This window comes from Pseudomonas sp. MPC6, assembly GCF_006094435.1.
In the GTDB taxonomy this organism is placed as follows: domain Bacteria; phylum Pseudomonadota; class Gammaproteobacteria; order Pseudomonadales; family Pseudomonadaceae; genus Aquipseudomonas.
The window spans coordinates 1,222,693-1,235,604 of sequence record NZ_CP034783.1 but is presented as its reverse complement, the minus strand read 5'-3'; the positions used below and the strand labels follow the sequence as shown (position 1 = coordinate 1,235,604).

11 protein-coding genes are annotated in these 12,912 nt (G+C 61.1%); 6 read left to right on the top strand and 5 right to left on the bottom strand.

Annotation, left to right across the window (positions count from 1 at the left end; all coding sequences use genetic code 11):
• Positions 1 to 44 precede the first annotated feature (44 nt).
• Positions 45 to 767, bottom strand: coding sequence for a tellurite resistance TerB family protein (locus tag ELQ88_RS07720; RefSeq protein ID WP_138964424.1), 723 nt, complete (start codon positions 765 to 767; stop codon positions 45 to 47).
• Positions 768 to 1,044: 277 nt separating this feature from the next.
• Here ELQ88_RS07720 and ydcS point away from each other — a divergent pair, with 277 nt between their 5' ends.
• The 5 genes from ydcS to ELQ88_RS07695 all read left to right on the top strand — a co-directional run bounded on the left by ydcS (position 1,045) and on the right by ELQ88_RS07695 (position 6,683).
• Positions 1,045 to 2,196 carry a putative ABC transporter substrate-binding protein YdcS gene (gene ydcS, locus ELQ88_RS07715; protein WP_128870044.1) on the top strand — a complete coding sequence of 384 codons (1,152 nt, stop codon included), beginning with the start codon at positions 1,045 to 1,047 and terminating at the stop codon, positions 2,194 to 2,196.
• Between the two features lie 105 nt (positions 2,197 to 2,301).
• Positions 2,302 to 3,339, top strand: coding sequence for an ABC transporter ATP-binding protein (locus ELQ88_RS07710; RefSeq protein WP_138964422.1), 1,038 nt, complete (start codon positions 2,302 to 2,304; stop codon positions 3,337 to 3,339).
• A gap of 1 nt (position 3,340) precedes the next feature.
• A complete protein-coding gene (locus ELQ88_RS07705) occupies positions 3,341 to 4,288 on the top strand; it encodes an ABC transporter permease (protein WP_138964420.1) in 948 nt (315 codons plus the stop codon).
• Positions 4,278 to 5,087 carry an ABC transporter permease gene (locus ELQ88_RS07700; RefSeq protein WP_128870041.1) on the top strand — a complete coding sequence of 270 codons (810 nt, stop codon included), beginning with the start codon at positions 4,278 to 4,280 and terminating at the stop codon, positions 5,085 to 5,087. The genes ELQ88_RS07705 and ELQ88_RS07700 overlap by 11 nt, the downstream gene beginning before the upstream one ends.
• A 171-nt stretch (positions 5,088 to 5,258) precedes the next feature.
• Positions 5,259 to 6,683, top strand: a complete 1,425-nt coding sequence (locus ELQ88_RS07695; RefSeq protein WP_138964418.1) for a gamma-aminobutyraldehyde dehydrogenase — start codon at positions 5,259 to 5,261, stop codon at positions 6,681 to 6,683.
• 103 nt (positions 6,684 to 6,786) lie between these two features.
• On the opposite strand, the gene ELQ88_RS07690 is transcribed toward ELQ88_RS07695, so the two are convergent.
• A complete protein-coding gene (locus ELQ88_RS07690) occupies positions 6,787 to 6,972 on the bottom strand; it encodes a hypothetical protein (RefSeq protein ID WP_128870038.1) in 186 nt (61 codons plus the stop codon).
• A 410-nt stretch (positions 6,973 to 7,382) separates the two neighbouring features.
• On the opposite strand from ELQ88_RS07690, the gene ELQ88_RS07685 reads away from it, so the two are divergent.
• Positions 7,383 to 9,008, top strand: coding sequence for a glucan biosynthesis protein D (locus tag ELQ88_RS07685; RefSeq protein ID WP_138964416.1), 1,626 nt, complete (start codon positions 7,383 to 7,385; stop codon positions 9,006 to 9,008).
• Positions 9,009 to 9,206: 198 nt separating this feature from the next.
• Here ELQ88_RS07685 and ELQ88_RS07680 read toward each other — a convergent pair whose 3' ends face one another.
• The 3 genes from ELQ88_RS07680 to ELQ88_RS07670 all read right to left on the bottom strand — a co-directional run bounded on the left by ELQ88_RS07680 (position 9,207) and on the right by ELQ88_RS07670 (position 12,858).
• The gene (locus ELQ88_RS07680) at positions 9,207 to 10,313 is read right to left on the bottom strand and encodes an NADH:flavin oxidoreductase/NADH oxidase (RefSeq protein WP_138964414.1); all 1,107 of its coding nucleotides are present in this window, start codon (positions 10,311 to 10,313) and stop codon (positions 9,207 to 9,209) included.
• Between the two features lie 226 nt (positions 10,314 to 10,539).
• Complete coding sequence (gene recJ / locus ELQ88_RS07675) at positions 10,540 to 12,249, bottom strand: single-stranded-DNA-specific exonuclease RecJ (protein ID WP_128870843.1); 1,710 nt, start codon at positions 12,247 to 12,249, stop codon at positions 10,540 to 10,542.
• A gap of 66 nt (positions 12,250 to 12,315) precedes the next feature.
• The gene (locus ELQ88_RS07670; RefSeq protein ID WP_008151638.1) at positions 12,316 to 12,858 is read right to left on the bottom strand and encodes a YaeQ family protein; all 543 of its coding nucleotides are present in this window, start codon (positions 12,856 to 12,858) and stop codon (positions 12,316 to 12,318) included.
• Between the last annotated feature and the right edge of the window lie 54 nt (positions 12,859 to 12,912).

The following is a 12,912-nucleotide window of genomic DNA, read 5'->3' as shown; positions in this document are numbered from 1 at the left end:
GCTGGCAAGCCAGCTCCTACAGGGGCCTTTCGCCAGGCCGGCTACTACATCGAAGCCTGGCGCACCTGCTTCTCCAGCTCGGCCTTCAACCCCGGATCGAGCTTCAGCTGACGCGCCAGTTCATCCAGGTAGGACTTCTCCATGAAGTTCTCCTCGTCCACCAGCATCACACTGGCGATGTACATCTCGGCGGCCATTTCCGGGGTACTGGCGGCGCGTGCGACGTCGGCGGGGTCCAGGGGCTTGTTGAGTTCGGCGTGCAGCCAGTGCTGCAGTTCCTGATCGTTGTCGAGTTTGGTGAACTCGCCTTCGATCAATTCGCGTTCCCGTGCATCGACGTGGCCGTCAGCCTTGGCCGCCGCCACCAGTGCCTTGAGGATCGCCTGGCTGTGCTGCTCGACCTGGGCAGCCGGCAAGCGGTCGATGGTTTGGGGTTCCGTGGTCGGTGCCGTGCCCTGCTGGGCCTGCCAATTGCCATACGCCTTGTAGGCAATCACGCCCAGTGCCGCCAGGCCGCCGTAGATCGCGACCTTGCCGCCGACGTTGCGCACCTTTTTGTTACCCAGCAGCAGGCCCATGGCCCCAGCCGCCAGGGCGCCACCGCCAGCGCCGGAGAGCATGCCGCCCAGGCCGCCCGAACCACCGGCACCGCCGAGCAGACCGCCCAGCCCACCGGCAGACGATTTGTTCTGCGACCCGCCGTTCTTTTTCTGCAACAGGTCCTGACCGGACTTGAGTAGCTGATCGAGCAATCCACGGGTGTTCATGTTCCGCCTCCAAAAAGGGCTTATCCGGATCAATAAGGCCACCAGACTAGATCGAAAGTGCCCCAGATCCGTCCGCGAGAGTGCTTCCAGATGTTGCTTGATCCATGGCGGCCTCAAGCGCACCGGCGAGTCGCCGCAGGGCCGAAGTGCTGCGCGGCAATCCAGCTCGCCACGGACCGCATTGATAAAAGCGCACTACGCTAACAATTAGCCGTACCGGCATTGCTTCCCACGTTCAGAAACGGCCCCGACCATAATTAAAGAAGAGGGATACACCATGTTCGTGCACAAGACCGCACTGCTCAGTGCAATCACCACCGCGCTGCTGACCAGTGCCAGCATCCAGGCGGCCGAACCGCTGAAGGCCGTCGGTACCGGCGAAGGCCAGCTGGATATCGTCGCCTGGCCTGGCTACATCGAACGTGGCGAGAGCGACAAGGCTTACGACTGGGTGACCGGTTTCGAGAAGGAAACCGGGTGCAAGGTCAACGTCAAGACGGCCGCTACGTCCGACGAGATGGTCAGTTTGATGACCAAGGGCGGTTACGACCTGGTCACCGCGTCGGGTGATGCTTCCCTGCGCCTGGTCGCCGGAAAACGGGTGCAGCCGATCAACACGGCGTTGATTCCAAACTGGAAGAACATTGACCCTCGCCTCAAGGATGGCCCGTGGTACGTCGTCGATAAACAGACCTACGGCACCCCGTACCAATGGGGCCCGAACGTGTTGATGTACAACACCAACGTATTCAAGACAGCCCCGGACAGCTGGAGTGTGGTGTTCGAGGAACAGACGTTGCCAGACGGCAAGTCCAACAAGGGCCGGGTCCAGGCTTACGATGGTCCGATCTATATCGCCGACGCGGCGCTCTACCTCAAGGCGAAACGGCCGGAACTGGGGATCAAGGATCCGTACCAGCTCAACGAAGCGCAATACAAGGCGGCACTGGACCTGCTGCGCAAGCAACAGCCCCTGATCCACCGCTACTGGCATGACGCGACCGTGCAGATGAGCGACGTCAAGAACGAAGGCGTCGTGGCGTCCAGCACCTGGGGCTACATGGTCAATGGGTTGGTGGCGGACAAGCAGCCGGTCGCTTACGTCATTCCCAAGGAAGGCGCAACCGGCTGGGTGGATACCACCATGCTGCATGCGCAAGCCAAGCACCCCAACTGTGCCTACAAGTGGATGGACTGGTCGTTGCAACCGAAAGTCCAGGGAGACCTCGCGGCATGGTTCGGTTCGTTGCCCGCGGTGGCCGAGGGCTGCAAGTCCAGTGAGCTGCTGGGTGCCCAAGGCTGTGCGACCAATGGTTACGATCAATTCGACAACCTGGCTTTTTGGAAAACACCCCAGGCCGAAGGCGGCAAGTTCGTGCCGTATAGCCGCTGGACCCAGGATTACATTGCGATCATGGGCGGCCGTTAAGCCCTCTTCGCGAGCAAGCTCGCTCCCACAAGTTTCATCGCGAACCTGTGGGAGCGAGCTTGCTCGCGATGCCTTTAAAGATTCAGATTTTCGGAGCACCGCGCAATGACGCCTGCAGTCCAGTTCACCAACGTTTCCCGGCAGTTCGGTGAAGTTAAAGCCGTTGACCGGGTTTCCATCGATATCCAGGACGGTGAGTTCTTCTCCATGCTGGGCCCTTCCGGCTCGGGCAAAACCACCTGTCTGCGCCTGATCGCCGGTTTCGAACAGCCGAGCGCAGGCTCCATTCGGATTCAGGGTGTCGAGGCCGCCGGGCTGCCGCCCTATCAGCGTGACGTCAACACCGTCTTCCAGGATTACGCGCTGTTCCCGCACATGAACGTCCTCGACAACGTCGCTTATGGTTTGAAAGTCAAAGGGGTGGGCAAGGCCGAACGGCGTAAACGCGCCGAAGAAGCCCTCGACATGGTCGCCCTCGGCGGCTACGGCGAGCGCAAGCCGGTGCAACTGTCCGGCGGACAACGCCAGCGTGTGGCCCTGGCCCGGGCGCTGGTCAATCGCCCTCGGGTGCTGCTGCTCGACGAACCCCTGGGTGCACTCGACCTCAAGCTGCGCGAACAAATGCAGGGCGAGTTGAAGAAGCTGCAACGCCAGCTCGGCATTACCTTCATTTTCGTCACCCATGATCAGACCGAAGCGCTGTCGATGTCAGACCGCGTGGCCGTGTTCAACAAGGGTCGCATCGAGCAGGTCGACACGCCACGCAACCTGTACATGAAACCGGCGACCACTTTTGTCGCCGAATTCGTTGGCACCTCCAACGTGATTCGCGGTGACCTGGCGCGACAGTTGAGCGGCAAGCCACAGCCGTTTTCGATCCGTCCGGAACACGTGCGCTTCGCCGAGGGTCCGCTGGCCAGCCACGAGATCGAAGTCAGCGGCCTGCTGCACGATATCCAGTACCAGGGCAGCGCCACGCGCTATGAACTGACGCTGGAAAACGGCCAGACCCTGAACATCAGCCAGGCCAACAACCAATGGCTGGACGTCGGCGCGCGGCATCAGACCGGACAACGCGTCAGTGCCCGCTGGGCGCGCGAAGCCATGGTGGCGCTACACGACAACGTTGTCGGCGGGGTGTGAAATGAACCCCGTGACAGTTGCGCAGACCCCGGCCGACGGTTCGCCGTTGCGCAGGTTGTCCAACCTGCTGTATCGCCGGCCCAACCTGTATCTGTCGATGCTGCTGATACCGCCACTGCTGTGGTTCGGCGCGATCTACCTCGGTTCGCTGCTGGTGCTGCTGTGGCAAGGTTTCTACACCTTCGATGACTTCACCATGGCGGTCACGCCCGACCTGACCCTGGCCAACTTCGCAGCGCTGTTCCAGCCGTCGAACTTCGACATCATTGCGCGCACCCTGGGCATGGCCGTCGCCGTGTCGATCGCCAGCGCCGTCGTGGCCTTCCCGATTGCCTACTACATGGCGCGCTACACCAGCGGCAAGACCAAGGCGTTTTTCTACATCGCGGTGATGATGCCCATGTGGGCCAGCTACATCGTCAAGGCGTATGCCTGGACTTTGCTGCTGGCCAAGGGCGGCGTCGCGCAGTGGTTCGTCCAACACCTGGGGCTGGAGCCGGTGCTGCAGTGGGTGCTGGCCATCCCGGGGGTGGGCGGCAGCACCTTGTCGACCTCGCATCTGGGGCGCTTCATGGTCTTCGTCTATATCTGGCTGCCGTTCATGATCCTGCCGATCCAGGCCTCCCTTGAACGTCTGCCGCCGTCGCTGTTGCAAGCCTCCGCCGACCTCGGGGCGACGCCACGCCAGACCTTCATGCAGGTGACGTTGCCGCTGTCGATTCCGGGCATTGCCGCCGGTTCCATCTTCACGTTTTCCCTGACCCTGGGCGACTTCATCGTGCCGCAACTGGTGGGCCCGCCGGGTTACTTCGTCGGGAGCATGGTGTACGCCCAGCAAGGCGCGATCGGCAATATGCCGATGGCCGCGGCCTTCACGCTGGTGCCGATCGTGCTGATCGCCATTTACCTGTCAATCGTCAAACGACTGGGAGCTTTCGATGCACTCTGAAAAGGCTTCCTGGGGACTGCGCATCGCAGCCTGGGGCGGGTTGGTGTTCTTGCACTTCCCGATCCTGATCATCTTCCTGTACGCCTTCAACACCGAAGACGCGGCGTTCAGTTTCCCACCCAGGGGCTTCACCCTCAAATGGATCGGCGTGGCGTTCTCGCGGCCCGACGTGCTGGAAGCGATCAAGCTGTCCTTGCAGATTGCGGCCGTTGCTACACTTATAGCGCTGGTCCTTGGCACGCTGGCGTCGGCGGCGCTGTACCGCCGCGACTTCTTCGGCAAGCAGGGCATCTCGCTGATGTTGATCCTGCCGATCGCCTTGCCGGGGATCATTACCGGTATCGCGCTGCTGGCGACGTTCAAGACGCTGGGCATCGAGCCGGGAATGTTCACCATCATCGTCGGTCACGCGACCTTCTGCGTGGTGATCGTCTACAACAACGTCATCGCCCGGTTGCGCCGCACTTCGCACAGTTTGATCGAAGCCTCGATGGACCTTGGCGCCGACGGTTGGCAGACCTTCCGCTACATCATCCTGCCGAACCTCGGCTCGGCGTTGCTGGCCGGCGGCATGCTCGCCTTTGCGTTGTCGTTCGACGAGATCATCGTCACCACCTTTACCGCCGGCCATGAACGCACCCTGCCACTGTGGCTGCTCAACCAGCTCAGCCGCCCGCGGGACGTGCCGGTGACCAACGTCGTGGCGATGCTGGTGATGATGGTGACCATGTTGCCGATCCTCGGCGCGTATTACTTGACCCGTGGTGGGGAAAGTGTGGCGGGGAGCGGCGGGAAATAGCTGGCCCCATATCTCATGTAGACGCTGAATACTGTAGGAGCTGGCTTGCCAGCGAAGGCGTCAGGTCAGCCAGCATCAATGTAGCTGACATACCGCTTTCGCTGGCAAGCCAGCTCCTACAGGGGACCGGTTTCCACGCAGCAAAATAATGGATTCGAAGAGGACACAGCCATGCAAACCCAACTCTTGATCAACGGCCAGCTGATCGACGGCGAAGGCCCGGCCCAACCGGTGTTCAACCCGGCGCTGGGGCGGGTACTGGTGGACATCAACGAAGCCAGCGAAGCCCAGGTCGATGCCGCCGTACGTGCCGCCGACAGCGCCTTCGAAAGCTGGTCGCAGACCACGCCGAAAGAGCGCTCGCTGTTGCTGCTCAAACTCGCCGACACCATCGAAGCCCACGGCGAAGAGCTGGCCAAACTGGAATCGGACAACTGCGGCAAACCTTACAGCGCCGCGCTGAACGACGAGATCCCGGCGATTGCCGACGTGTTCCGTTTCTTCGCCGGCGCCAGCCGTTGCATGAGCGGTTCGGCCGGCGGTGAATACCTGCCCGGCCACACCTCGATGATCCGTCGCGACCCCGTGGGCGTGATCGCCTCCATTGCACCGTGGAACTACCCGCTGATGATGGTCGCCTGGAAAATCGCCCCAGCCTTGGCCGCCGGTAATACCGTGGTGCTCAAGCCGTCGGAACAAACCCCGCTGACCGCGATGCGTCTGGCGCAACTGGCGTCGGACATTTTACCGGCCGGCGTGCTCAATCTGGTGTTCGGCCGTGGCCCTACGGTCGGCAGCCCGCTGGTCACCCATCCGAAAGTGCGCATGGTGTCGCTGACCGGCTCGATCGCGACGGGCTCGAACATCATTTCCAGCACCGCCGACAGCGTCAAGCGCCTGCACATGGAACTGGGCGGCAAGGCGCCGGTGATCATCTTCGACGACGCCGACATCGATGCCGCCGTGGAAGGCATTCGCACCTTCGGCTTCTACAACGCCGGCCAGGACTGCACCGCCGCGTGCCGCATCTATGCACAGGATGGCATTTACGACAGGTTCGTCGAGAAGCTCGGCGCGGCGGTCAGCAGCATCAAGCATGGCGTACAGGATGATCCGTCGACCGAACTGGGTCCGCTGATCACCGCGCAGCATCGCGACCGCGTGGCCGGGTTCGTCGCGCGTGCCGTGGCACAGCCGCACATCCGCTTGATCACCGGTGGCAACGTAGTGGAAGGCGATGGCTACTTCTTCGAGCCGACGGTGCTCGCCGACGCGCAACAGGACGACGAGATCGTCCGCCGCGAAGTGTTCGGGCCGGTGGTGTCGGTGACCCGATTCACCGATGAGGCGCAGGTGCTGGGCTGGGCCAACGATTCGGACTACGGTTTGGCGTCGTCGGTCTGGACCTCGGACGTCGGTCGTGCGCATCGCCTGTCGGCCCGCTTGCACTATGGCTGCACCTGGGTGAACACACACTTCATGCTGGTCAGCGAAATGCCCCATGGCGGGCAGAAACTGTCCGGGTATGGCAAGGACATGTCCTTGTATGGGCTGGAGGACTACACGGTGGTGCGGCATGTGATGTTCAAGCATTAAAAGCTTCGCGGGCAAGTCGAATCGACGCTCATCGTAGGCATTTTCCTCTCAATCTGAAGGATCCGACCGTGGCACCCGTGCCACGGCCATATCCAATGCCTGCTTAAAACCGCGAAACACTGCGCATCGCGTCCACCAGATAGCGCATGGCAATCCGGTCGCTCTCCGACAACTCGCGATAGCGCTCAACCAGTTTCATCTCCTCGGAATTGAGCCGACGCCTCCTCCGCCCGGTCATCAGGCACGGAAAGATTCCCAACAGTTCGGTGATGCCTTGTACTTTCGACATGGACGATGTCCTTCTATACGTCAGAGAAAACTTGAAAAGCCGCATCGCCCTACCCTTTTTCAGCGGTCACCTGGTGCCAACTGAATCCCACCGGCCTGAGGGCAGAAACCGGTCATGTCCATAGAATAGGAAGTTATCCGGACTGAAAAGCGATTTTTAGAGTAATTAATCGAAAAAAGCAGAAATGCCCTGTAAATCAGAAAGCGCTGTCGGAAATTGTTCCTGACATGTCTTGTTTCATTGCCGCGCAATCGTCATGCCATCAATCATTTTTTCTCTGCGACCGAACGGTTTAAGCTATTTGGCATCTGTTTAAAGTCCGTTGCGTTTGGCCGAAGGCATGTCCGAACCTCCATTTTTGATCCAATGTGCCAGGAACGGTGCGGGATTGTTCACGACAGGTTGTACCTATGCATCGCAGGAATTTGCTCAAAGCGTCCATGGCCATCGCGGCTTATACCGGTCTATCGGCCACTGGCCTGCTGGCCGCTCGAGCCTGGGCCGGTAACGGCGCGGCGGATGGAGAAGCTCAGGCGTTCGATTTCGAAGCCCTGAAGATCCAGGCCAAACAACTCGCCGGTAACCGCTATCAGGACACCAAACAGGTGCTGCCGCCGACCCTGGCGACCATGACCCCGCAGAACTTCAACGCAATCCGCTATGACGGCAACCACTCCCTGTGGAAAGACCTGAACGGTCAACTGGATGTGCAGTTCTTCCACGTCGGCATGGGTTTCAAACAGCCGGTGCGCATGTACAGCGTCGACCCCAAGACGCGCCAGGCGCGCGAGGTGCATTTCCGCCCGTCCCTGTTCAACTATGAAAAAACCACGGTCGACACCAAGCAACTCACCGGCGACCTGGGCTTTTCCGGGTTCAAGCTGTTCAAGGCCCCGGAGCTGGACCGGCATGACGTGTTGTCCTTCCTCGGCGCCAGTTATTTCCGCGCGGTAGACGCCTCTGGCCAGTACGGTCTGTCGGCCCGCGGCCTGGCGATCGATACCTATGCCAAAAAGCGTGAGGAATTCCCGGACTTCACCAAGTTCTGGTTCGAGACGCCGGGCAAGGACAGCACCCGTTTCGTGGTCTATGCGCTGCTGGATTCGCCGAGCGCCACCGGCGCCTACCGTTTCGACATCGATTGCCAGGCCGAACGCGTGGTGATGGAGATCGATGCTCACATCAATGCGCGCACCACCATCGAACAGCTGGGCATCGCGCCGATGACCAGCATGTTCAGCTGCGGCACCCATGAGCGGCGGATGTGCGACACCATTCATCCGCAAATCCACGACTCCGATCGCCTGGCGATGTGGCGTGGTAATGGCGAGTGGATCTGCCGCCCGTTGAACAACCCGGCCACCCTGCAATTCAACGCCTTCGCCGACACCGATCCAAAAGGTTTCGGCCTGGTACAGACCGATCACGAGTTCGCCAACTATCAGGATACCGTCGACTGGTATAGCAAGCGCCCAAGCCTGTGGGTAGAACCTACGACTGCATGGGGCGAAGGCTCGATCGATCTGTTGGAAATTCCTACGACCGGCGAAACCCTCGATAACATCGTCGCCTTCTGGACCCCGAAAAAACCGGTGGCGGCCGGCGACTCGCTGAACTACGGCTACAAGCTGTACTGGAGCGCATTGCCACCGGTGAGTACGCCGCTGGCGCGGGTCAACGCGACCCGTTCGGGCATGGGCGGCTTCATCGAAGGCTGGGCGCCTGGCGAACATTACCCGGAAGTCTGGGCACGCCGGTTTGCCGTGGACTTCACGGGCGGCGGTCTTGATCGCTTGCCGGAGGGTACGGGGATCGAGCCTGTGATCACTTGCTCGAACGGCGAGGTGAAAGACTTCAACGTGCTGGTCCTGGATGCCATCAAGGGCTATCGGATCACGTTTGACTGGTACCCGACCAATGACAGCGTGGCGCCGGTGGAGCTGCGCTTGTTCATTCGCACCAATGACCGGACCTTGAGTGAAACCTGGTTGTACCAGTATTTCCCGCCGGCGCCGGAGAAGCGTAAGTACACCTGACAGGAAGGGGTTGGCTGAACCGGCCCCTTCGCGAGCAAGCTCGCTCCCACATTGGATCGCATTCCATCTGGATGATCGCGGTTAACTGTGGGAGCGGGCTTGCCCGCGAAGGCGGCTGAACAGGCAACAAATATCCCGGCACAGAAATACAAAAGCCCCGATCAACTCGACCGGGGCTTTTTGGTTTTACAGCCTCACTCAATCACGCAGATCCGACTCATGAATCGGCTGCTCCCGATGGGTGGCCCGCTGATACTGCGCTGGCCAGATGGCCTTGCGCCCACCCAGGTCGTCATCGGCATGCAGCGGCCAATACGGATCGCGCAACAGTTCCCGAGCCAGGAAGATGATGTCGGCCTGGCAGGTGCGCAATATGTGCTCGGCCTGAGCGGGTTCGGTAATCATGCCTACCGTGCCGGTGGCAATGCCCGACTCCTTGCGCACACGTTCGGCGAAGCGGGTCTGATAACCCGGCCCTGTGGGGATCTCGGCGTTGACCGCCGTACCCCCCGACGACACGTCGATCAGGTCCACGCCCAACGCGTGAAGGCGCCGCGCCAGTTCGACGGTTTCATCGGGGTTCCAGCCGTCTTCCACCCAATCGGTGGCCGACACCCGCACAAACAGCGGCAGTTCCTCGGGCCATACTGCACGCACCGCCTCGGTGACTTGCAGCACCAGCCGGATTCTATTCTCGAATGAACCGCCATATTGATCGCGTCGCTGATTACTCAGGGGGGACAGGAACTGGTGCAACAGATAGCCATGGGCGGCGTGTATTTCCACCACTTTGAAACCGGCGGTCAGCGCTCTTTTGGCTGACTCGACAAAGGCCTGGATGACGTCGGCGATCTGGCCTTCATCAAGCTGCCTGGGTTGGGTGTGCTGGGGATCGAAAGCGATCGGCGAAGGACCGACCGGAACCCAGCCTCCTTCATCGGGTTTGACGCTGCCATGCTTGCCCAGCCACGGCCTGTGAGTGCTGGCCTTTCGCCCGGCGTGGGCCAACTGAATGCCGGCCACGGCGCCCTGAGCGGTGATGAAGCGGGTGATACGTTGCAGGGGTTCGATCTGTTCGTCGTTCCACAGACCGAGGTCTTCGGCGGTGATCCGTCCGTCGGCCGTGACCGCCGTGGCTTCGGTAAACACCAGGCCGGCGCCGCCGACAGCGCGGCTGCCAAGGTGGACCAGGTGCCAGTCATTGGCCAGGCCATCCACGCTCGAATACTGGCACATCGGCGAGACCGCAATGCGGTTGAGCAGGGTCAATTGGCGAAGGGTATAGGGTTCAAGCAGCAGACTCATGGGGCACCTCTCGAATCAGTGGGCAGGCTCCAGGGTTCTGTTTGAAAGTCGACGAGTGACAGGAAAAAAAAGCTGCAGCACCCGCCCCCGCGGGTAAAAAAATTGACAAGACGTCACAAGGATTATCAAGCAGTGCTTAGAGCCTAGTCGACATCGGGGGTTGGTGGAGGGTTCAGATGAATTCGGTATCAGAGAGATCGCTATTGCGGGCAAGCCCGCGATAGGGTCAACGCGGTTCGATGTGGGCAATCATCAACTGCACCGTCTCATTCCCGCGAAACTCGTTGAGGTCGAGCTTGTAGGCCAGTTCCACCCATTTGATGGTCGGGTTCGGCCAGATGTCGCGGTCGATGCCAAAGGCAATGCCATCGAGTTTCACCGAGCCACATTCGCTTTTCAGCACCACCTTGAGGTGCCGCTCGCCGACGATGCGCTGCTCGACCAACTGGAACACCCCATGAAACAGCGGCTCCGGAAAGTGCTGCCCCCAAGGGCCGGCATGACGCAGGGCACGAGCCAGTTCCAGGTGAAACTCCTCGACTGCCAGGGTGCCGTCCGACAACAGCCGACCGGTCAGGTCCTCTTCGCGCAATTGCCGACGGACTTCGGCATCGAAGGCTTCGGCGAACAACGGAAAATTCGCTTCCGGCAGCGTCAGGCCTGCCGCCATGGCATGGCCGCCGTATTTGCTGATCAGGTTCGGATGTTGCGCCGCCACCACACTCAGCGCGTCGCGAATATGAAACCCCTGGACCGAACGTCCCGAGCCCTTGAGCAGGCCATCGCCGGCATCGGCAAAGGCGATGGTCGGACGAAAATAGCGTTCTTTCATTCGCGAGGCGAGGATGCCGATGACGCCCTGGTGCCACTCGGGATCGAACAGGCACAAACCGAACGGCATCGATTCCACCGGCAAGTCCTTGAGCTGGGCCAGCGCCTCACGTTGCATGCCCTGCTCGATGGATTTGCGATCCTGGTTCATGCCGTCCAGCTGTGCGGCCATTTCACGTGCAAGCCCGACGTCTTCGGTGAGCAGGCATTCGATGCCCAGGCTCATGTCATCCAGCCGACCGGCGGCGTTCAGGCGGGGCCCGACAATGAACCCCAGATCGGTGGAGGTGATGCGCGCAGGGTCACGCTTGGCCACTTCGAGGATCGCCTTGATCCCCGGTCGAGCACGTCCGGCGCGAATGCGTTCCAGACCCTGATGCACCAGAATCCGGTTGTTGGCATCCAGCGGCACGACGTCGGCGACGCTGCCGAGGGCCACCAGGTCCAGTAACTCGCCGATATTCGGCTGCGGCGTGCTCGCGTACCAGCCGAGGCTGCGTAAACGCGCGCGCAAGGCCATCAGTACATAGAAAATCACCCCGACACCGGCCAGTGCCTTGCTCGGGAACTCACAACCCGGCTGGTTGGGATTGACGATGGCATCGGCCAATGGCAGCTCGTCGCCAGGCAAGTGGTGATCGGTAACCAGGACCTTGAGCCCGGCTTTTTTTGCCGCCGCCACGCCTTCGACGCTGGAGATGCCGTTATCCACGGTAATCAGCAGTTGAGGGTCGCGGGTCAGTGCGACTTCGACGATTTCCGGGGTCAGGCCATACCCGTATTCGAAGCGGTTCGGCACCAGATAGTCGACGTGAGCCGCGCCCAACAGCTGCAGCCCCAACATGCCCACGGTACTGGCCGTCGCCCCATCGGCGTCGAAGTCACCGACGATCAGAATCCGCTGACGCTGCTCCAGCGCCGCCACCAGCAAATCCACCGCGCCCTCGATGCCCTTCAGCCGCTGGAACGGAATCAGCCGCGCCAGGCTCTTGTCCAGCTCGGCTTCGGACTGTACGCCCCGCGCCGCGTACAGACGGGTCAGCAGCGGCGGCAGATCACCGAGGAATGGCAGGGTGTCGGGCAACAGGCGAGGTTCGATGCGCATGGGGTGACAGGTGCTTCTCTTGGATAGGTGGGACAAAACCGGTGGGTGCGGTACCGCGCAGATCGATCAGCCGCGTTCGCCGCTCAGCCACTGCAGCTGCACTTCGTGCTGACCACGGTCGTCAGTGACGAAAATCGTCCCTTCGCTGATCATCACATCCCACTTGATCACGCGCGGCATGTCTTTGGCCAGGGTCTCCAGGACGTCCTGGGGTACCGCGGCGATGTGCACGTTTTTCAGATTCTTGATCGCCGGGATCACTTTGGTTTCCCAGACGCGCAGGCTGCCGTAGGCCAGCAGGCTGGTGCGCTCGGTGCGGCGCGAGCACCAGGTGAGGCGATCGGCGTCCGGCTGGCCGACTTCGATCCAGTGCAGGACACGGTCATCCAGGCTCTTTTCCCACAGGGCTGGTTCATCGACGTCTGACAGACCGCGACCAAACGACAGCTGCTCGTTGTACCAGAAGGCGTAGGCCAGCAGCCGCACGGTCATGCGTTCTTCGGTTTCCGAAGGGTGACGGGCGATGGTCTGCTTCACGCTCTCGTAGACGCTGCGGTCGAGGTCGGTGAGGTTCAGTTCAAACTTGTAGGTCGTGGACGGCTGGGCCATGAACGGGCTTCTTGATACGTGGAAAGGCGGCAAGTCTAACCGATGCGACAGGCA

Excerpts from the sequence above, each read along its gene's own strand:
- ELQ88_RS07720 (WP_138964424.1), bottom strand. The coding sequence starts at position 767 with ATGAACACCCGTGGATTGCTCGATCAGCTACTCAAGTCCGGTCAGGAC.
- ydcS (WP_128870044.1), top strand. The coding sequence starts at position 1,045 with ATGTTCGTGCACAAGACCGCACTGCTCAGTGCAATCACCACCGCGCTG.
- ELQ88_RS07710 (WP_138964422.1), top strand. The coding sequence starts at position 2,302 with ATGACGCCTGCAGTCCAGTTCACCAACGTTTCCCGGCAGTTCGGTGAA.
- ELQ88_RS07705 (WP_138964420.1), top strand. The coding sequence starts at position 3,341 with ATGAACCCCGTGACAGTTGCGCAGACCCCGGCCGACGGTTCGCCGTTG.
- ELQ88_RS07700 (WP_128870041.1), top strand. The coding sequence starts at position 4,278 with ATGCACTCTGAAAAGGCTTCCTGGGGACTGCGCATCGCAGCCTGGGGC.
- ELQ88_RS07695 (WP_138964418.1), top strand. The coding sequence starts at position 5,259 with ATGCAAACCCAACTCTTGATCAACGGCCAGCTGATCGACGGCGAAGGC.
- ELQ88_RS07690 (WP_128870038.1), bottom strand. The coding sequence starts at position 6,972 with ATGTCGAAAGTACAAGGCATCACCGAACTGTTGGGAATCTTTCCGTGC.
- ELQ88_RS07685 (WP_138964416.1), top strand. The coding sequence starts at position 7,383 with ATGCATCGCAGGAATTTGCTCAAAGCGTCCATGGCCATCGCGGCTTAT.
- ELQ88_RS07680 (WP_138964414.1), bottom strand. The coding sequence starts at position 10,313 with ATGAGTCTGCTGCTTGAACCCTATACCCTTCGCCAATTGACCCTGCTC.
- recJ (WP_128870843.1), bottom strand. The coding sequence starts at position 12,249 with ATGCGCATCGAACCTCGCCTGTTGCCCGACACCCTGCCATTCCTCGGT.
- ELQ88_RS07670 (WP_008151638.1), bottom strand. The coding sequence starts at position 12,858 with ATGGCCCAGCCGTCCACGACCTACAAGTTTGAACTGAACCTCACCGAC.